The organism is Paenibacillus sp. USHLN196, assembly GCF_037144955.1.
GTDB lineage: Bacteria > Bacillota > Bacilli > Paenibacillales > Paenibacillaceae > Paenibacillus > Paenibacillus xylanexedens_C.
The window spans coordinates 47,974-68,236 of sequence record NZ_JBBCYH010000024.1; the positions used below are offsets into that span (position 1 = coordinate 47,974).

Sequence of the window (20,263 nt, forward strand, 5' to 3'; positions counted from 1 at the left end):
ATAGTATGCCGCGAGCGACCCTCACTCATTCCTAAGTAGGTATGGTTTACCTTAGAGGACAAATTGGTTGTTTTGTGAAAAACAAAAAAGCGATCCGCCTTGGGGGGCGAATCGCCTGTAAAACGATACTTACGTCTCCATATAGGAGCTATGCGTCTGGCTGCCTGGGTCATAGACCATGACTTCCACCGATTCCGTAAGTATATCCGCATAACTATAAGATACTCGCTTGAAAGTTTCTTGTTCCTCATCAAGCTTAACAATAAAAACAGAAGGGTACGTTTCTTCCAATACACCCGTACGCTCAATGGTCTTACGGCGGCCACCATTAGCCCGCAACATAATTTTCTGACCAATATGTGCGTCGAGATTGCGTTTGATATCCAACAGCGTGTTTTTAGCCATTGTCGACGACCACCTCTTTTCTTGTCCATTATACCGGATTTTACAGTCATTGTCAAATCAAAACTAATTATTATATCAGCATCAAAAAGTTGTTGTCAATGAATTTTTTTGCAAACAAAAAAAGCCCCAAATTGGGACTTTAAATGGCCTACATCAGACTGCAGATGGGTTCACTTTTAGCGTGGATAAATCATTCAAACCCGGCAAACCTACCCGGTAACTCCCACGTGTCTCCACACCACCCACACCTTGGCTACCACTGATGGTATTGTGCAGAACATCACTCATGTTAACTGTTTCCCGCACAGATGTGAAGGAGGCCTTAGCTGCCACATAGACCGGATCAAGTGCATGAATAAGAATTCTGCCCGGAGAACTGGCAAAGTTCGCCCCAGCGCGCAGCAGTGCCTCAAAATGGGACTGACAGGCCCCTGCCACGATGGTGAGTGCATCCAGATGACGTTCATATTGTCTGGCTACCTGAATAGCCGCCACAAAATTTTGCGAGTTCTTGTAGCTACCAAGACTATATAAGTCATAGGGCTGACGTGTCTTTAACACCCCATCATGACCCGTAATTACGACGATATCCGGACGGACTTTGGGTAACAAACGGTATAAGGTATCTGCCATAGCAGATTCATGAACATACTGTCCCTCCGCAGGAACACGTAATTGTTCATAGAGATCCATGCTTTTTTTCAAATAATTCGGGTCTCCATCCAGATGAAGCACCTTGCCAGGCATTTCAAAATAAGCTGGTTCCTGCTGAGCAGACCAATCCTGCACCAGACCTTCACGATTCCGCTCAGCCTGCTCCTTACGATTCTGCTGCAGGCGTGACAAGGTCTGATGTGCTTTAATATGCGCCTGTCTGGTCTTGGCACTTTGCGGTTCGTAGGGAACCTGTATCAAATCATCCACCGGGGAATCGGCAAGCAGCCGGAACTCAGTCCCTTTAATGACCGCAGTATCCAACTGGAGGCCTTCCACCCGAAAAGTCACATCACCACCGTATGACTTCCGAACGACCAAGTCTCCGATATTCATCAACGTAATCACCTCTACCCCATCGTATGGGCAGAGACCCGGTTTGGTTCATTCGAATTTTACAGCGCCGCGCGTACCCCTGCTTCCCACATCACGGTACTGAGCGTAGCATACTCCTGCAGACTCAACGTTTCTCCGCGCCGGGAAGGCTGAATACCTGCCTGCTCCAACAGAATATCTGCCTGTTCCCGGTTCTCCTTTGTGAAGAAGCGTGCTTTCAGGTTGTTCGAGATTGTTTTCCTCCGCTGGGCAAAAGAAGCCTGTACTACTTCGAAGTAGTGTGCTTCATCAGGAATCTCAACTGGCGGTTGCTCACGCACCTTGAGCTTAATAACAGCCGACTCCACATTAGGTTGCGGAATAAAGACTGTAGGAGGCACAATACAAACCAGCTCCGGCATACTGTAATACTGAACTGCAATGCTCAGGCTGCCGTAGTCTTTTGATCCCGGCGCAGCAGCCATACGTTCAGCGACTTCTTTCTGAATCATGACGACGATGCTGTCTACCGGCAGCTTCTCTTCCAGCAGTTTCATCATGATGGGGGTCGTTACATAATAAGGCAGGTTAGCCACGACACTGACTTTATCCACGGAGGCAAAATCGGTATTAAACAACTCAGCCAGATCAAGCTTCAGCACATCCCCATGATGAACACGTACATTTGAATAAGGCTGCATCACTTCTCCCAGGATTGGAATCAAGCGCTGATCAATCTCTACGGCTGTGACAGGACCTGCAACCCGAGCCAATCGCTCCGTAAGGGCTCCAATACCCGGCCCGATCTCCAACGCACCCTTGGACTCGTCCAAATCGGCTGCATTAACGATTTTGTTCAGTATATTTTGATCGATCAGAAAGTTCTGACCCAGACTTTTCTTGAATGAGAATCCGTGTCTTTGAATAATCTCTTTGGTTCGCTTGGGCGTTGCAATTTCAATCGTTTCTTCCATGTCTTTCATATGCTCACAATCCTTCGCGTTCAATTTGCGCTAATGCTGTGGAGAATTCTTCCCGTGTAATCTGAAATACACTCAGACGTTTGTGGAACTGCTTACCATTACAATATCCAATGCCCAGCAGATTGCCCATCTCCATACGACGTGCGGCAGCCTGCGGGTGTACAATGAGTCCTGCCGCGATCAGGTCCTCCCAATCGATGAGGCTTGGAGCACCTTCGTATGAAGTATGTACGCGTTCCAGCGCGTGCCGAATCGCCTCTGGTGAGGCGTTCTCCACCCCGATGTCTCCTTTGCGCGTCGCATCGGCCTCCGGAATGAAGGCATGCTTGCAGCCTGGAACTTTATTCGCAATAATTTTACGAATGCGCTCGCCGGCATGATCTGGATCTGTGAGTACAATGACTCCCCGTCTCTCCTGAGCAAGTGCAATCCGTTTCAGAATGCGTTGGTTGATGGCTGATCCGCCTGTTTCTATCGTATCGGCTTCCACAGCCCGGCGAATGGCTACCGTGTCGTCGCGGCCTTCCACCACAATCACTTCTTTTATCATGTTCCATTTCTTCCTTTCTAACGCAAAAAGAAGAGGAATATCCTCTTCTCTGCCAAACGGCGGGGGAGACTGAATTCAGACCCCTCCGCCGCATATTCCGCATGAATCATTCATGCAACTATTTTATAGCATTCCCATTTCAAAGTAAAACGATTTTAGTTCGCTTCCGGCTTCACCGGGCCGATCACGTAGACCGTCTTGCCTTTCTTACGTCCAAAATTCAGGGCATGCTTCACACTGTCATAATATACATCAATTTTGTTGCCTTTAATGGCACCGCCTGTATCTTCCGCACGACGGAAGCCCAGACCCTCGATATATACCCACCAGCCAATTGGAATGACTTTGGGATCAACCGCAATGGTGCGCCCTTCCGTTACACGAGTACCGGAAGCTGTTTTGGTGCCAATGCCAGGCTCTTCGGAAGAGTAGGCAGTCATGGATACGTTCTTCAGTACTTTGGAGTATTTAAAAGAAGTTCCGGATACGGTAATTACTTTGCTGCCCGAGGCAGATGTTTTCTTCGAGTTCGTTGTTGTAGCCTTTTTGGTTGTAGAAGTTTGAGCCGATACTGTCTGAATCTGAGGTTCTTTCACGACCGGTTTCGCTTTGGTGCCGACAGCAATCACTTTATCTACACGATTATTCGCGACCGATTTGCCAACCATTTTTTTGGAGACCAATTCTCCATCCTGGAATACCTTTTCAATATGCTGTACAAGTTTGCCTTCTTTGCCGTTCACAACGACACGGTTATCCCCTTTGTACAAGCTAGGGTCAGCCGTTTTAATTACTTTGTAAGCAATCGGTTGCTCTACTTCCACTGTACGCTTTGTTACACGCACTACACGGATCTTCATATCCGCTTTGATAGCAGTTCCAAGCGCCGGATATACTTTATCATTATTTTCAACTTGAATACCTGACTTTTGAATTGCATCTTCTACCGATGAATCGGTTGTATACAGAGTCTTGGTGTCTCCGTCTGCCGTAATGTTGACTGGAACGGCCCGCTCAATAACGATTCGGTCTCCATCTGTAATTGCTCCATTGAGCGGAATGGATACCTGATCGTGAGGGCTGACTGTGATTGACTGCTCCTCCAGCATTTCCTGAAGCATTCCTGTACGAGTCTCTACCACCTGAGCTTTGCCATCAATAACCAGTGAAATTTGTTTCCCGGCCTGACCGTAAACGACTAACAAGATCATGATTGTAAGCGCAATTGAGAAAATCGCGATCAATGCCATTTGACGCATGTTCTCATGCTTCCACCGCAACGCGAAAGACTTACTGGATGATCGTGACTCATGGGTCTCTTCTGGTTGGAATGTGCCCACTTCTCCGTCCTCCTTCATAGCCTCGCCGTCTAAAGTAATGCATGATGTCTTTGACGTGACTATACCAATTTTTCTACAGAACACAGATCGGACCATATGACCGGTTCTGCACCATGAATCAATCTTCGCAACATGATGTCATCCTCCTGAATACCTACCGTATGATGACAACCTTTCTTTTATTCAAAAACAAAAAAAGCCAAAGAAAGAGTGTAAGAGGAACTCTTTCGTGGCTTCCGAATGATTTTGAATATCGGAAATTCATGCACGAGGTTGCCTCTCTTTTTCCGCTTGCGAGGTTAGCTGTCGGGTTCGGGCGAAAGAGAGCCGCCCTATCTTGGGTCATCCGCTCATGGCGGACGCCCTTGAATTCACCCCGAGACCCAAAGAAGAAATCAAATATGGCTTCGCAATTCCTTTCGCTGCTTTTGGGTCAGCGAATGATGCGCAGCAGCTAAATACACCGCTGTTTAAGCCTTATTGGTTCCCCCGCTCTCCGTTAACGGAGACTCAGCGAGACTGATTCATGAAAGTAATGTTGTTTCATCGGAAAGTGTCCCTTTGTTCATCCCCCGAACATCTGTCCAATTTTCCGCACAACAATTCACTGAAAAGATGATATCCTGTTTTGATGCATGTTGTAAAGCGTTGATCAAGTACGTTTTTCTGAATATTTGGTTAAAATATTGTAATATTCTTGATTTATTTGGATCAAAGAGCAAATTACCTCCGCTTACCTGCCTTTTTCACCTGATTTACTCAATTTTTTAACGAATCCCAAATCGTTCCATGGCATTTCTGGTCGTTATTGCAGCAATTTCCTCTACCGAAATGCCTTTAATTTCCGCTGCTGCCTCTGCAACCAGACGTACATGCGCTGTTTCATTTCGTTTCCCACGATACGGATGAGGTGTCAGATATGGAGCATCTGTTTCAATGAAAAACCGGTCCATCGGAACCTTCGCCAGCACCTCTTTGGGCTGTTTTGCATTTTTGAATGTGATCGGGCCTCCAAAGGACAGGTGGAAGCCCATATCGAGACAACTTTTCGCGGTTTCCCAGCTGCCTGAGAAGGAGTGCATAACACCACCAACCTCGCTAGCTTTCTCTTCGCGCAAAATTCTTATAATATCTTCGTGCGCATCTCGATTATGGATGACAATGGGCATGTTCACTTCACGAGCCAATGCAATTTGTTGTCGTAATACGCGATGCTGCACTTCCTTTGGTGAAGTATCCCAGTGATAATCCAACCCAATCTCACCAATCGCAACCACTTTTTCATGCTTGCATAAAGATGCAATCCATTCCAGATCGCCCTCCTGCATTGTGATCGCATCTACGGGATGCCACCCTACAGCTGCATATATAAAATCATATGTTTCAGCAAGTTTCATGGTGGTCGGGATCGTCTCACGGTTAAAGCCAATGTTGATCATGCGACCAACTCCGGCATCCACAGCACGCTGAATCATGTCCTCGCGGTCCTCGTCGAATTGTGGTGCATCCAGATGTGTATGTGTGTCGAAAAGCATCATGGTTGTATCTCCCTTCATGTCGAACTAACGACTATCTTTGTTTAAAAATTCAATGTGTAAAATTCAATATATCATTGCTTCATAGATAAAACATTTTGGAGAATCTGTATATTGCCATCATTACATTCATTGCATCGCAACTACAATATATAGAAGATGTATAGATATTCTCATCTACATATGGCTGATTGAGATGATTCCACTTGCTTGCATTTACAAAATTATGTCGATCTACATATACTGCCCATTAAAGCAGATTACTGTATCATGAAAAATAGCTCTTTTAGAAAGTCTTTTGAACACAAAGTTTTCACCAAGTTGTACCCTCATCATTACAAGAAATAGGAGCGTATATGGGACGGTAATTCATGAATAATCGCATCCACCTTGTTTTGCGGGTAATACAAATGATGTTTGCCCCGATGCAGCCCACTAATGGACCGGACAATGTCGGATACTTCTGACAACTCATGTAACTTGTCCTGTCGATCGAGCAGAAGAATCTGCTTATCTGTGGATTCATCCGGACGAAACACATCATACGGATTATCCGACGGAAAATCAATTTCAAGATCATATTCGGGATTGAGACCTGCCTGGATAAAAGCTTCCCGAATCTCTTCCATCATTGTCAAGTCGGTCTGTTCAAGCTCTACATACTTATATAACTTGCGATCCATGAAACGTTCGCATAACTCACTCAGAACAGCATCGTCCTCCTTGCGCCACTGCGCAAATGCCGTCTGAATCAGGGCTTCGTCCAACTGCAAATATTCATCTACCGATAGTTCTCCTTCAAATAATTGAGGAAGTGGATCGATCAAGAAGCGGAATTGGAAACCTTCTTCTATGAGTGCTTTCGCTCGCTTGAATATTTGCCGCAATATGATTTCGGAACTACGGGTTACCGGATGAAAGTAAATCTGCCAATACATCTGGTACCGAGACATTAAGTAATCCTCCACAGCATGCATGCCTGACTCCTTGACTACAATTCGTCCATGATAGGGACGGAGCATGCGAAGGATACGATCAAGGTCGATCGTGCCATAATTTACTCCCGTAAAGTAAGCATCCCTGAGCAAATAATCCATTCGGTCTGCATCCAGAGGACTAGTCACCAGATTGACCACAATGGGCTGCTCATACGTTTTTTGAATCACAGAAGCCACTTTCTCAGGAAAATCATGAGCATACCGTCTTAAGATTGCCCCTACTTCGGTATCACCTGTGATGATGCGACAAGTCCAATCTTCATGATTCATGTCAAAAGCTTCCTCAATGGAATGAGAGAACGGCCCATGCCCAAGATCATGAAGTAGAGCTGCGCATAGCGCTACAATCTTTTCTTCCTTTGGCCAGTCTGAATAATGACTTCTTTCAAATTGAGAGATGATCTTGCGCGTAATCTCATACACACCCAGTGAATGTGAGAAACGACTGTGCTCTGCTCCATGAAAGGTAAGATAAGAAGTCCCCAACTGACGAATCCGGCGTAACCGCTGAAACTCCGGGGTGTTGATTAACTCCCATATAATCGGATCTTGCACGTGGATATAATTATGTACCGGATCTTTAAACACTTTCTCTTCCGTTAGACGTTGTTCCATGTCGACTCACTCCTTTAATTTCTTATATATTAACGCTTTGACCTCTACGATTCGACATGATTTGACGAACTTTGTCGAATAAGGTAGTTTTGTCGTTTTCCAAATCGACAAAGCTGACATTGATGTTTAAATACGAAAAACAGCTTGCAATCCCTTACCACCATTAACCTTAGGAAAAACAGCCTTAATTTTAAGCTAATTTTAAGGTTGACTGATTTGGGAATCGTTGGTATGATGAGTATCATAAAACATAAAATAATGTCGAATAATGACAAAGATAGTTAGCTGAGAGGAGCACTGATTATAATGATGAAATCAACAGGTATTGTAAGAAAAGTGGACGAACTGGGACGGGTAGTTATTCCAATTGAATTGCGCCGTACGCTCGGTATTGGTGAAAAAGATGCTCTGGAAATCTATGTTGACGGCGAGCGCATCATGTTGAAAAAATACGAGCCTGCTTGTATCTTCTGTGGTAATGCAGAGAACGTTACTTACTTCAAAGGTAAAATCGTTTGTAACGAATGTATTTCCGAAATCCCTGCACCTGTAGCAAAATAAAAAATTACAGGTACACTGGACTTATCTACATTGTTATTTCTAACCTTTTTAATATTCCTTAATGGCCTTCCCGGTGTGAATACACCGTGGAAGGTATTTTTTTTCCCTGTTATGGGTTCCATTACCCAAATGAGTCTGTCACACTCCACCAAGGAGAGAGTGGTAAACATTCGTTTGGAATTATTTTGAACCACTCTGTTCTTTTAATGTTCCACTCATGTTGGAGGTCAGATTCGCTATTCGATTAACGCATTATATACATCGCGCTTCGTCAGACCACGATCGGTTGCCGTCTTTTTCATCGCATCTTTGCGGTTATGTCCTTCACCCTCATAATGACTGACATGATCGGCGAGCGACATGAGCTGCCACCACGCTTCGCGCTCAGCCTTACGCTCCTCTTCCTTGATGCCTTCTACCAGTAAACAGTACTCACCCAGAGGCGGATGCTCTTCAAGCCAGTCGATGCATTCCTTCACACTACCCCTTGCAAATTCCTCATGACGCTTGGTTAACTCACGAGCCAGGACGATCGAGCGATCACCCAGAATTTCTTCAAGATGGACTAATGTTTTGCGAATACGGTGAGGTGATTCATAAAATAACAAAGTCCCATTGGATTCGTCAAAAGCTTCCAGCACTTTTCGCATGTCCTTTTTCTCCCGCGGCAAAAAGCCGCCGAATGTAAAACGCTCCGTCGGTAATCCGGACACGATCAGAGCAGACAACGCAGCATTGGGTCCAGGGATGGGAATGACCGTAATTCCAGCTTCAAGCGCAAGCTGTACAAGGTCGGAACCAGGGTCCGAAATGGCCGGCAGACCAGCATCGCTGACGAGTGCCAGATTTTTTCCTTCTATTATATAGCGTATCAGTTCAGGGCCACTTGCTCCCTTATTATGCTCATGATAACTAAACAACATGGACGGTGTAATTTCAAAATGGGTAAGCAGCTTTCGAGTCTGACGTGTATCTTCTGCCGCAATGATGTCGCAGCTCTGCAATGTCTTGATCGCCCGGAAGGTCATATCCTCCAGATTACCAATGGGTGTTCCCACCAGATATAGCTTGCCTGAACCTTCAGGCTGCTCCGCATAGCTTTTCTGAATATGCAAAGTCATCTAAAGTCCTCCTTTCGTTGTACGCTCAGCATGTTGCTGACCATAATAAATATCCATAATCTCTTCACAGTATTTCCCCTCTTCATTGTAGACAATGAGTGGAGGAAGCATCCTCACTTCGGGTTTACCATCTTTCATTCCTTCAATTAACACCATATTGGCCTCCAGATGAGCACGCGGATGTACCATCCGAATTCGTTTTGGCTCCAGCTTATACTCACGCATGAGCGAGATAATCTCTGCAAGCCGCTGTGGACGATGAACCATGGATACTTTGCCACCATTACGTACAAGTCGACTGCAAGCCTGGATCACTTCTTCCAGGGTACATCCAATCTCATGACGTGCCATTGCCTGATGTGTGTTCATCTTGAGATCACTGCCATTCAGAGGCATGTATGGAGGATTAACCGTTATTGCATCGTATACAGCATGTCCTGTTTCTTTCACCAATTCTCGCAAATCACCTTCACGAATCATAATCGACTCGTCCAGTTCATTCAATTGCACACTTCGACGCGCCATATCAGCCAAACGTGGCTGAATCTCGATCCCTTCCAGACTGGCCTGCGTACGCGTTGTAAGCAAAATGGGAACCACCCCGTTACCCGTACACAAATCAAGTACACGCCCCCGTTTAGGTACGGAAGCAAACCGGGCTAATAATACGGCATCCATCGAAAAACTAAACACTTCATCACTTTGAATGATTCTCAGATCATGAGAGAGCAGATCATCAATCCGCTCTGACTCATGTAACACAACTTCATTTGCTTTCATATGTTACGCTCATCCTCCGGTACTCTATATCTCATGTTTGTTTAGTTTAGGTTTATAACCTTGAAAAAAAACCGTAGGGGATCCCTACGGTCACTTCATTTATTCAAAAAAGACAGGCAGAACAGACAATCGCCTTCCGTCCGCAAATGTCCATAATAGACGTTGCAGATATGGAAGCCTTCGTGATACAACCGCGCCAGATTATCATACCCTTCACCCACAACATCCTCGCCTGTAGCCGGACCTGCTGGCCTTGCTACAGGAGCGAGTGCTGAGGAGATCGGCAGATCTGCCGGAGCCTCACGTTTGAGCAGTTTGCGTAACTGCTCATTCTCGATGGTAAGCCGCTGATTATCCTCAAGCAGCTCCTTCACAATCATTTTTAACTCTCCTAAATCACCGTGCAACTGACCCAGTTGGGTTTCCATTTCATGAATGTGCGTAAACAGATTTTTCTTTTCCAAGTTTCCACCCCGAAGCAACCTTTATGGTTTACTTGATAACGACGTCATCCAGCGGAAGTTCTTTGACTTTACTGATGTCGAACAGTTGAACATGGACTGTGCGGCTACCGGCATTAATTCCGACAACTTTTCCTTCACCCAATGAGGTGACGACCAATTTGCCTACAGCTGGCAGTTCTTCTCTCACACTTTCATAGTTATCATGCTCAAATTTCAGACAGCACATGAGTCTTCCGCACAACCCTGAAATTTTCGTCGGATTCAGTGACAGGCTCTGATCTTTAGCCATCTTGATTGATACCGGCTCAAAGTCTCCCAGCCAGGAAGAACAACACAACACACGGCCGCAAGGTCCGATTCCGCCAAGCATCTTCGCTTCATCACGTACACCAATCTGTCTCAGCTCGATTCGTGTCCGGAATATACTTGCCAGATCCTTGACCAGCTCCCGGAAATCAACTCTTCCTTCAGCTGTAAAATAAAATATAATTTTATTGCGATCAAACGTAAATTCCACATCGACCAGCTTCATTTTGAGGCCATGGTCTTTGATTTTATTTAAACAAGTACCGAATGCTTCTTTGGCTGCACGCTTGTTCTCATCAACCACACGAGCATCTGTCTCGCCCGCAACGCGGATGACTTTCTTCAGCGGCAACACCACATCGGACTCGCCCACTTCCTTCTTACCTACGACAACCTTACCGTACTCAACCCCCCGCGCTGTCTCCACGATAACGCAGTTTTCTTTCTCAATGGGAAGGTCCAGGGGATCGAAGTAATAAATTTTGCCCGCTTTTTTGAAACGGACACCCACTACACTGTACAAAAAATTAACCCCCTTGTAAGCCAACCCCACTTCGTCTGAAGCCCCGTCTTCTTAGGGAACCGGTCGAAGTTATAACCGTTTGCATATGATTGGAGCTAATGCTGCCCTCTCCCAGTCTTATGCCAAACCGATCAAAAATTGCTCCAGACAAAGCTGGCCATTGACATTGAAACGCAATTTTTTTCTGCATGCTGCGGCCATATCCATATAGGAGACCCACTGCTCTGTGCTGCGGGTATGTGCCAACTGAGATAGCATGTCTAACTGATCTATAAAAACGATATGTTCATGCCTATCGTACTGAACATACAGCATGTCCCTAAACCATAGATGGAACAAACTAAGCAGCATGTCCAGGTGTTCAGAGAGTCCGGTTTTAAAAAGCTTCTGCTGTGCAGAGATCAATGATGTACTTCCTCTACCCAGGGACTCCTTCCCTAATTGTAACATTACGTTTCTAATTTCTGCAAACCAATTCTGCTGGAGAATTTCTCTACATGCTTCCAATCCTGACGCTAAATGGACGGCAGACCGAGCCAGATTGGCAGGGTGCCCTTCCTCAATCAGAGATTGCAACATCTCCTCCGGTTTCAGTGCGCTGAACGGCACCAATTGGGAACGAGACCGGATGGTGGGCAGCATAGCCTGTCCATTATCTGTAATTAGGATGCCGACTGCGGGTACTTGTGGTTCCTCCAGAAATTTTAGCAAACTGTTTGCTGCCTGCACCGTCATTTTCTCAGCTTGTTCTATAATATATACTTTGGGATGGCCTGCCTCAGATCGGTATGAAAAGATACGCTGCAGGTCCCGGATTTGATCTATTTTAATGTTGTTTCCATCTGGTGCAAGCATGGTTAGATCCGGATGGTTACCATGATCCACCTTACGACATTCAAGACACTGCCCACATGCGTCATCTTCTAACTCTGTACAAAATATCGCCTTGGCGAAAGTAATTGCCGTCTTCCGCTGCCCGCTACCCGCTGGACCGCTAAATAAATACGCATGGCTTATTGCCTGACGTCTCAAACTGCTTTGTAACATTTGCTTGGCCGCCTGTTGACCCATAATTTGTTGAAAGGACATACTTCCTCCTCAGAAGCTTAAATTAATAAGCATCCCCCGAATTTCGCCTACTTGTTGTAATAGAGAGATTTTTCCTTCCTCTGTATCCAGCAATTCATCAGCCATGGATAACAGAGCGGAGTCAATTTCATCAATCAGCTTATAACGCTTGCCTCTGCCACGACGATCCCAACCCCTTGTCTCTTTCATGGATACACCGCGGCGAACGGTCTCTTCCAGAAACCTTTTAACAAGTTGCTTATACGCCTTCAGCTCACGAATCGTCATGGAACGTGCCAAGCGATCACCCTGAAGCTGGATTTCACTAAACCGGCGATTCAGTTCAGCTTGTGAGGCTCGTTCCCCCTGGTGATTCATCATATCAGAGAAATTTTTGGATTGGACCGGTTTGGAACCTGAATCAGTAGAACTGATCCCGCTCTGAATCGGTCTGAATCCAGGATTGATTTTCATGGATACGCCCGCTTTCTATCATAGTTAGCCAATCGCCCATCAGCACAGTGCGCGTTGCGCCTGTGCATGAGGATGAGGCCTTTATATATGTTAATTCACACTCTATATATAATGGTAGATACACATCACCATCAAGGACTTGTTATTTGTAGTCAACCTCTTTCCGAAATGAACCATTCCCTGGCTGGGAGATGCTCATCCGGAAAGAGTGTGCCAATTCATCTCATAAGAAAGGCGTTCCGTAAGCAGCACGCACAAACTCTGTTTTAAATCTTCTTGCATTCATCGTTTCCAACATGCTATCGAAAATGAAAGACCCTCATGGGATCCATGCAATAGGTTTAATTAGAAATGTTCGAAGCGATCTACCGGGAGAACAAATACAGTAGCTCCACCTACTTGAACTTCAACAGGTAGCGGCAGGTAAGAGTCGGTTGTTCCACTCATCGGTGTGACCGGAGTCACGAGCTGTTCACGAACCTTACAGCTGCTGCGAATGACGTTCATTACGGATTCGACTTGACTATCATCGACACCGATCATAAACGTCGTGTTGCCTGCCTTCAAAAATCCGCCCGTACTGGCAAGCTTCGTTGCCCGAAAGTTTGCTTTGACCAATGCGCTGGATAATCGGTTGCTGTCTTTATCCTGTATAATCGCAACAATCAGTTTCATCCTGCATAACCTCCTTTAGAATAAGCACCCTTATCAAATGCCCTGTCTATATATTAGACAATTACTCGTCAAAATCCTTCAAAATCCCTGTCTCCAGCGACAAAATCATTGCTGCCAAGACGTCCTCCTGCTTCATGGAAGCATCGATAACCCTGATCCGTTCCGGGAACTGCTCTTTTAATAGGAAGTAACCCTCTCGCACTTTACGGTGAAACTCCAAGTTCTCCAGATCCAGACGGTTCACTTCGCGGCCATCATGAGCGTCGATCCGGGCAAGCCCCACTTCAGGCTCGATGTCCAGATATAAGGTCACATCCGGCATAAGATCACCGATTGCAAAGCGATTAATGGCCCATACATTCTCTATCCCGAGTCCACGGGCATATCCTTGATAGACCAGACTGCTATCGACAAATCGGTCACAGATGACTGCCTTTCCAGCTCTCAGTGCAGGCTCTACCTTCTCCGCCAGATGCTGGCTGCGAGCAGCTGCATACAATAGTGCTTCGGTTCGAGCATCCATTGCCGTATGAAGAGGGTCCAGAATAATGGAACGTATTTTCTCCGCAATCTCAATTCCGCCTGGCTCTCGCGTAACTACGTAAGGTATACCCTGTTCTTCAAAATAAGAACCTATTCTCCCGATCATCGTCGTTTTACCGGAACCCTCTCCCCCTTCCAGCGTAATGAATTTACCTCTGCCCTGCATATGCTTCCCTGCTTTCTATGTCAATAATTGCATCTATTGCTGCTGTAATGAATATGCTTAGACCCTCTTGCTACAGGATATGATATCCCCCGCCCAGAGGTGTATGGCTAAGCTATACCGGTACGTATTAATAACACAAAGATCATACAAGCTTGTTTTCTTTCTATAATACTATAGGTCAGCGGTTACTCCAACATGAACTACAAAGTAAAGCATTCAACCGTAGATGATCCATACCCATAATGGAAGCATAATTGATCCGGCAATGGCACTGACAATCATGGATACCGAGCTGAGGGTTACCGCATTCTCTCCATATTCGAAAGACCTTGCCATGCCAAGGGCATGAGATGCTGAACCCAGTCCAATTCCATAAGCATGTTCACTGCGAACTTTAGCCCATTTCAACAACATTGGCCCCAGTAATATTCCTGAGAAACCTGCAATCATCACAAACAGTGAAGTGAATGAGGCGTTCCCCCCAACCTGATCAGCAAGTTGAATAGCCACAGGAGTCGTCACAGATTTTGGCAATAAAGCGATGACCATATCTTGAGGATAGCCAAGCACAATAGCAATTAAGGCACCTGTGACGATGCCTGTAATACTGCCCCCGATCGTTCCACCGACAATTGGAATGATATTTTTCTTTAGCACGTGCAGATGTCTGGACAAGGGAAAAGCGAGAGATACAACTGCTGGGCCCAAAAGTTCCTGTATCCATTTGCCACCCAGCATGTACGTATCCAGCTTTATATTGGAGATCACCAAGATCAGGATCAGTATGGCAGTCGTTGTGAGTACAGGCATCAGTATCGGCCATTTTAACCTTTTATATAGACGAGTGGCTGGAATATATACAGCGATGGTTAGCGCGATCATTCCAATTCCGAGGATGAATGCTGACATGGGATCGCCTCCTTTTTACCTGAATGAGACAATCTCCATGTCATAAGCCACTCACTTACTTTGGCAGATACCAGACATGTGATTAATGTGCTTACAATCAAACCAAGGACTAATAACAATGTGTTGGCTTGGAAAAAATCAAAATGATTAATGATACCCACAGTAGGTGGGATGAACAACAATTGCAGATGAGATTGAAGCCACGTTGACCCCTCTTCTCCCCAGCTCATTTTGATCCATCCCAGTTGAATGGCGATAAACAATACCAGCATGCCCACAATACTGCCTGTTAACGGCAGATGTAATAAAGCTTGAATCATGTTTCCTATCCAATAAAAACCATACATCAACAAAACTTGCAGGACTATTCCTGTATATTTTTTTAGCGGAATACCCAAAGTGGTCCCTTCTTTCTTATGTCTATCTTTCTAAGTTGAACTAACAAGTAGATTAATGACCAAGAGACCCTCACATGTGTAGGGTCCGATAATTGCTATCCGTATTGGTCATATAGACTACCTAGTGGTAAATGCAATTCAGATTTTCATGTGTATCTTTTAATCCTTCATGACCTTCAATACCTGTAGAGATGCATCTGATATCCCGTGAAACTTTGCTCCTTCATCCCGCAGGAGTAGTATACGTGCTACCATCGATGGACTTAGGCGTTCACCTGGATATACAAGCGGAATCCCTGGAGGATACGGGACAACCATCTCAGCTGATCGAAAGCCCGCGCTTTCTTCTATCGGGACATTGATCGTATTCGTCTCCACAATCGGTTGCAGTGTAAAGGAGATCGGTTCTGAAAAGCGAGTGTTTTCTTGTAAATTGTTCCACGTGGAAATATAATGCGCGGAACCTTTCGCAAGCTGTTGCGAGGGCTCTGTACTTGAATGAATCTGCTCATGCCCATTGGCAGAGCTGATATGGTGTAAAGCTTGCAACAGGTGCTGAGCATCTTGCACCGTTGAGCCCAGGCTGAAGAGCAAGACGACGTACCGTTCGTCGCTCATCTCAGGCACACAGCCGCATGCTTCCAGCTGCTGCTGTAGCCCATAACCGCTAAGCACCCCTGTGCCGTCATAGATGACGGCCTTGAATGGGTCCTGAGCGGTATACCCCGCGGCAGATGACATTGCCGCCGCGGTCAGGCCCTCCCGTGTCTGCTGCGCAGCGGACACGGGCATGCCAGCCGGCTTCGCTGTTCCGGCTGGCGGTTCTTGCTGCAGCGGCTGCGCAGGCTGCAGCAACTGGAAGCGCGGCAGCTCTGCGAGGCCGCGCTTAAAGGCGTCCACGGCGGCGAGCCCCGCCGTGAAAGTGTTCGCGCCCTGCACGTGCAGCAGGCGGCGCGCCAGATCAAGCGAAGCCATCACCGGGTATGATGGGCTTGAGCTTTGCACCATGGCCAGGCGCTGCCTTAACAGGGACCGGTTTAACCGTGGTCCCTGAATGTGCAGCATGGCACCCATGGTGAAGGCCGTCAGCATCTTATGCGTCGACTGCACGACACCGTCTGCTCCGCATGACAGTGCAGAGACCGGCAGCTCCGGATGCTGCCCATAATGCGCGCCATGCGCTTCATCCACGAGCAATGGCATGCCAGCATCGTGGCACACCTTAGCAATGGGCGTCAGGTCTGCGCCCATGCCGTAATAATTGGGCAACGTGACGAGTACTCCCTTTGCCTCAGGATAGGACTGGACAGCAGCCTGAACCGTCTCCACCGACGGCATGACCGCAAGTCCAGACGCAGGATCAACCCACGGCTCCAGAAATACAGCTCTTGCACCTGCCAGCATCAACCCGTGAACAACGGATTTGTGTACATTCCGCTGTACCAGTACAATGCTGTTCGGCTGATCGCACACAGTTAGCAATAAAGAAAGATTACCTGCCGTGCTGCCTCCCACAAGTAAGAAACTCTCCTCCGCTCCAAAACAATCTGCCGCAAGCTCCTGCGCTTCCTGGATCCCACCCTCAGGATGATGCAAATCATCGGTACCCGTAATCTCCGTAACATCCATCTCCATCATCTCTAGAAATGAACGAACTGGTACCAATTCTATTTCCGACTGATTCCCTTCGCCACCAAAACGTTTCTCCATATCAGCTCCATGTTCATCCACCGAACTGAATCTGAATTGCTCTCCCCTTTGGTTAACAATCCCTCCTGCACCGTTCTGAATCTCTCCGTTGTGCTGGTGTTCCTCATCAACGATATCCTTAACAGGAGGTAGTTTCGCTTTTGCTTCTTCCACCAAATGTCGGTAAGCTTGTCCATTCTTATGCCCAGGCACATGAAAAGAACGCTGCTTCGAATCACGATACGCAAGCAACGCTTCATATAAAGGGGCTCTACTTGATTTAATTTTATGATCCATGAAGTAACCATCCTGTACATATATAATATGAGTTCTTTGCATTCTAATATACTTCCTATACTCAGTAGCGTCCTTCTTCCCTATATGCAGACGTTCTACTCTAAACTATCGCATATCATTATATCAGCATACGCCTTCCTTAGATGGCAGACAAGACGATCTTTCCTAAAAACAGAAAGAGGCCCATTGGGCCTCTACACACATCAGCATCATGGCAATGCTTGTTCTAACTTCTACTTCTATAGCAACGTTAATTATGCGTTTTTTTGTACCCAAATCTGTTTCATCTGATTGATAAAATAATTGTACTTGGCATCCTGCGCATCGGTATGAACCATTTCTGCTTCACAAGCGTCACATATGAATTCAGATACAATAAAAATGCCTTCTCTTTTTCTTTGCTCGCAGATAATACATGTGTGTTCGGCATGTTCTTCCATGAACCATCCCACCTTGTTTTACGTTTACTATCAGTATTGCACAGTTTCTATTATTTTAAACATTTTCATAGTGCTTTCTTTCTATAAAATATATATATTCGCCCACCCCTTCTTGGGTGTCTGTACCGAAAAATACATTCATTCTTCCTACATAAGCATTCACCTGCTTATGTTCTATAGCGTTATCCTGCATTCCATCGCATTTCCCTCTAAATCATGTATCCCTTTGGTCTGACTCAAAACTTATTCAAATTTTCTTAAAAAAACTTGGAATCTCAGCCGATATATAATACATGATAACGATATCAAAGCCTGACAGTCCGTGTATTCGGGAGTATACTGAGATAAAGCTCCGTCAAATCTCAATATCTTGTACAATCATCATGGCTTGAGATACAAGGTTCATATATACATACATGATTCATTCCCTTATACACCTGCAAGAAAATGACTACTTACCCCACACAAACGTGAATCCGAAGGAGGATATATAATCGTATGATCGCCGAACCGGAGAATAAAGCAACGTTCTATCAATACCGGCTTCTGAAAAAAAAGGCTATCGCCCGCAGCGTCATCTATAGCTATCTGTGTCTGCCGGTCATCATGCTCTTATTCAATCTACTCGCATTCTCCTGGACTGGCCTCTTCTTTTTTGTATTGGCAGGCCCAATCACCATCTGGATTCATTATGTCATTGCCCGAACCATATTACTTCTGGTCCGTACCTCTTATGCCAAACGGTGGCGCTGGAATCTGCGTATGCCCTGGTTAGGTTATATCCCTGATCAGCATTTCAGCTTCCGCATGTTTACCCGGGTACACCTAAACATGAGCTGGATTGGACTATGTATCATTACTGTGTGTTTGATATGGTCGCCCTTGTCCTTCACCCTCTCGCTGATCTTCTGGCATTTGTGGCTGCTTGGCCCTCGCTTATATGTTGTAATGGTTCTCTCCCGCGAGCGCAAAGATGGACTCATCAAATTGAATGAACAAGATGTCTCATACTATCTACAATAATTAACCTCTATTCATCCAATGTTAAATGTACCTCACTTATCTGTAATACATAATGGCTGAGTCCTTCGGATATTCAGATACAGAAACCTGTTACTCGTATCCTCCATGACTCAGCCCCACATACTGAAATAAAGGTTATCCACAGTGGATAACCTTTATTCATCTTCTCCCTCTCTCCCCTTATCCACAGCATGGGTGTAGTTTAAATATGTTATCCCCATCCCTGGCTCCATTTCATCTCTTCTTTTTCTCCGCTTCTCCATATCTCATGACCCAGTTAGCCTGTATATCTTACGCCTTTAAAAGATCTCTTGCTCATTCTGAGCGCACCCCTTCTGGTTAAGCCGTTTCCACCACCTATTCAATACCGCAGAATATCTATATAGAACTCTACTCTATATATCTACCCTACCTTTAAAGCTCAGCATTCCCCTATAGTTCAAGCACAGATACTACCTTTCTATATAACCATGTCTACTCCAAATCCTCTGTACCTTTTATAGCTTCTCCTCCACATAACGCAATAGGTATTTCATTACTCCCTACTTCCGCAAAATAACAAAAAGCCCCCGATCAAGTACACGGGAGCTTTACTATATAAGGAACATCACAGCGTTAATTATTCATACCTACCATGCTCACAGCAGCTCAATCATCTTCAGCCAATGACTTTACTGTCGTTTGTGTAGCATCATTTCTAGGAACCATTAGTGTAAAGGAACCGTCATGTACCGCTAAATGAACAGTATGTCCTTCCTTTGCAAATACACGCAAGGTACTCGATTCATTGGATGTACCCTTGGCTTGCCTCTCTGTCCAACCCCAGCTTTTGATCTCGTCTAGATATACCTCAGGCAAACTAGTGCTTTCACTAATACCAGACAGCGTATATCGAACATAATCCATATCCGAATTGTTTTCGGACTGGTCAGATTTATTCGCTACTTTAGGCACCGGAAAACTTTTCTCGTTAACCGCACCTTCATATGAAGTCCATACAGCTCCTGAAGCTTCACCGCATCCTGCCAGAACAATCGTCAGACAAAGCAACAGAAATGATTGTAGTCCAAGTCTCCGCCAACTTAACACACACACCCTCCTTTTCACAGCTGCACATTCCAGCTCTGTGGTCAGGTACTTTTAGCATATTTAACATAGTCCTATTATACTGGTTTTACCTCTGTTATCCGTAACAAAAATGTTACCTTCAATTGACGAACATGTTAAAGCTTCCGCTCATCATATTTATTGCTTATACACAAATAAAAACCACCACCGAATAACATCGGCAGTGGTTCTTTGCTTGGCGGCGTCCTACTCTCCCAGGACCCTGCGGTCCAAGTACCATCGGCGCTAGAGGGCTTAACGGTC

General features: G+C 45.6%; 23 protein-coding genes and 1 riboswitch. Of the genes, 2 read left to right on the top strand and 21 right to left on the bottom strand.

Annotated features, from left to right (window positions below; all coding sequences use genetic code 11):
• Positions 1–129: 129 nt before the first annotated feature.
• From veg to WFI24_RS32120, 7 genes are all read right to left on the bottom strand, one after another.
• The gene (gene veg / locus WFI24_RS32090) at positions 130–405 is read right to left on the bottom strand and encodes a biofilm formation stimulator Veg (RefSeq protein WP_017691376.1); all 276 of its coding nucleotides are present in this window, start codon (positions 403–405) and stop codon (positions 130–132) included.
• Positions 406–558: 153 nt separating this feature from the next.
• A complete protein-coding gene (gene yabG, locus WFI24_RS32095; RefSeq protein ID WP_336765876.1) occupies positions 559–1,455 on the bottom strand; it encodes a sporulation peptidase YabG in 897 nt (298 codons plus the stop codon).
• A 59-nt stretch (positions 1,456–1,514) separates the two neighbouring features.
• Positions 1,515–2,417 (bottom strand): 16S rRNA (adenine(1518)-N(6)/adenine(1519)-N(6))-dimethyltransferase RsmA, encoded by a 903-nt coding sequence (gene rsmA, locus WFI24_RS32100; protein WP_272907837.1) that lies wholly within the window; start codon positions 2,415–2,417, stop codon positions 1,515–1,517.
• A 4-nt stretch (positions 2,418–2,421) separates the two neighbouring features.
• On the bottom strand, positions 2,422–2,967 hold the full coding sequence (rnmV, locus tag WFI24_RS32105; protein ID WP_062838096.1) for a ribonuclease M5: 546 nt from the start codon (positions 2,965–2,967) through the stop codon (positions 2,422–2,424).
• Between the two features lie 155 nt (positions 2,968–3,122).
• Positions 3,123–4,307: a 3D domain-containing protein gene (locus tag WFI24_RS32110; RefSeq protein WP_145326520.1), complete on the bottom strand. Its 1,185-nt coding sequence runs from the start codon at positions 4,305–4,307 to the stop codon at positions 3,123–3,125.
• Positions 4,308–4,579: 272 nt separating this feature from the next.
• Positions 4,580–4,833: riboswitch (cyclic di-AMP (ydaO/yuaA leader) on the bottom strand.
• Between the two features lie 241 nt (positions 4,834–5,074).
• Positions 5,075–5,845: a TatD family hydrolase gene (locus tag WFI24_RS32115; protein WP_336765880.1), complete on the bottom strand. Its 771-nt coding sequence runs from the start codon at positions 5,843–5,845 to the stop codon at positions 5,075–5,077.
• A gap of 332 nt (positions 5,846–6,177) precedes the next feature.
• The gene (locus WFI24_RS32120; RefSeq protein ID WP_336765881.1) at positions 6,178–7,455 is read right to left on the bottom strand and encodes an HD domain-containing protein; all 1,278 of its coding nucleotides are present in this window, start codon (positions 7,453–7,455) and stop codon (positions 6,178–6,180) included.
• Positions 7,456–7,761: 306 nt separating this feature from the next.
• Between WFI24_RS32120 and WFI24_RS32125 the strand changes: the two genes are divergently transcribed.
• Entirely contained in the window at positions 7,762–8,016 is a 255-nt protein-coding gene (locus WFI24_RS32125; RefSeq protein WP_017691383.1) for an AbrB/MazE/SpoVT family DNA-binding domain-containing protein, read from the top strand.
• Positions 8,017–8,252: 236 nt separating this feature from the next.
• Here WFI24_RS32125 and rsmI read toward each other — a convergent pair whose 3' ends face one another.
• The 13 genes from rsmI to WFI24_RS32190 form a co-directional block, all read right to left on the bottom strand.
• Positions 8,253–9,137, bottom strand: a complete 885-nt coding sequence (rsmI, locus tag WFI24_RS32130) for a 16S rRNA (cytidine(1402)-2'-O)-methyltransferase (RefSeq protein WP_076334090.1) — start codon at positions 9,135–9,137, stop codon at positions 8,253–8,255.
• A complete protein-coding gene (locus WFI24_RS32135; RefSeq protein WP_264935575.1) occupies positions 9,138–9,917 on the bottom strand; it encodes a tRNA1(Val) (adenine(37)-N6)-methyltransferase in 780 nt (259 codons plus the stop codon). It abuts the gene before it with no gap.
• Positions 9,918–10,012: 95 nt separating this feature from the next.
• Complete coding sequence (yabA, locus tag WFI24_RS32140; RefSeq protein WP_017691386.1) at positions 10,013–10,381, bottom strand: DNA replication initiation control protein YabA; 369 nt, start codon at positions 10,379–10,381, stop codon at positions 10,013–10,015.
• A gap of 28 nt (positions 10,382–10,409) precedes the next feature.
• Positions 10,410–11,210, bottom strand: a complete 801-nt coding sequence (locus WFI24_RS32145; protein ID WP_053778939.1) for a PSP1 domain-containing protein — start codon at positions 11,208–11,210, stop codon at positions 10,410–10,412.
• A 117-nt stretch (positions 11,211–11,327) separates the two neighbouring features.
• The gene (gene holB / locus WFI24_RS32150; protein WP_145326516.1) at positions 11,328–12,299 is read right to left on the bottom strand and encodes a DNA polymerase III subunit delta'; all 972 of its coding nucleotides are present in this window, start codon (positions 12,297–12,299) and stop codon (positions 11,328–11,330) included.
• 9 nt (positions 12,300–12,308) lie between these two features.
• Complete coding sequence (locus WFI24_RS32155; RefSeq protein WP_017691389.1) at positions 12,309–12,752, bottom strand: YaaR family protein; 444 nt, start codon at positions 12,750–12,752, stop codon at positions 12,309–12,311.
• A 345-nt stretch (positions 12,753–13,097) separates the two neighbouring features.
• Entirely contained in the window at positions 13,098–13,427 is a 330-nt protein-coding gene (locus WFI24_RS32160; protein WP_047914178.1) for a cyclic-di-AMP receptor, read from the bottom strand.
• A 61-nt stretch (positions 13,428–13,488) separates the two neighbouring features.
• On the bottom strand, positions 13,489–14,136 hold the full coding sequence (gene tmk / locus WFI24_RS32165; RefSeq protein ID WP_145326515.1) for a dTMP kinase: 648 nt from the start codon (positions 14,134–14,136) through the stop codon (positions 13,489–13,491).
• 216 nt (positions 14,137–14,352) lie between these two features.
• Entirely contained in the window at positions 14,353–15,045 is a 693-nt protein-coding gene (locus WFI24_RS32170) for an LrgB family protein (RefSeq protein ID WP_336765889.1), read from the bottom strand.
• Complete coding sequence (locus tag WFI24_RS32175) at positions 15,015–15,365, bottom strand: CidA/LrgA family protein (protein ID WP_336765890.1); 351 nt, start codon at positions 15,363–15,365, stop codon at positions 15,015–15,017. The genes WFI24_RS32170 and WFI24_RS32175 overlap by 31 nt, the downstream gene beginning before the upstream one ends.
• A gap of 237 nt (positions 15,366–15,602) precedes the next feature.
• A complete protein-coding gene (locus tag WFI24_RS32180; protein WP_336765891.1) occupies positions 15,603–17,429 on the bottom strand; it encodes an aminotransferase class I/II-fold pyridoxal phosphate-dependent enzyme in 1,827 nt (608 codons plus the stop codon).
• Between the two features lie 254 nt (positions 17,430–17,683).
• Complete coding sequence (locus WFI24_RS32185; protein WP_145326511.1) at positions 17,684–17,869, bottom strand: sigma factor G inhibitor Gin; 186 nt, start codon at positions 17,867–17,869, stop codon at positions 17,684–17,686.
• A 55-nt stretch (positions 17,870–17,924) separates the two neighbouring features.
• The gene (locus tag WFI24_RS32190; protein WP_336765894.1) at positions 17,925–18,062 is read right to left on the bottom strand and encodes a hypothetical protein; all 138 of its coding nucleotides are present in this window, start codon (positions 18,060–18,062) and stop codon (positions 17,925–17,927) included.
• Positions 18,063–18,367: 305 nt separating this feature from the next.
• Here WFI24_RS32190 and WFI24_RS32195 point away from each other — a divergent pair, with 305 nt between their 5' ends.
• A complete protein-coding gene (locus WFI24_RS32195) occupies positions 18,368–18,892 on the top strand; it encodes a hypothetical protein (RefSeq protein ID WP_145326510.1) in 525 nt (174 codons plus the stop codon).
• A 648-nt stretch (positions 18,893–19,540) separates the two neighbouring features.
• Here WFI24_RS32195 and WFI24_RS32200 read toward each other — a convergent pair.
• Positions 19,541–19,981: a hypothetical protein gene (locus tag WFI24_RS32200; RefSeq protein WP_336765896.1), complete on the bottom strand. Its 441-nt coding sequence runs from the start codon at positions 19,979–19,981 to the stop codon at positions 19,541–19,543.
• Between the last annotated feature and the right edge of the window lie 282 nt (positions 19,982–20,263).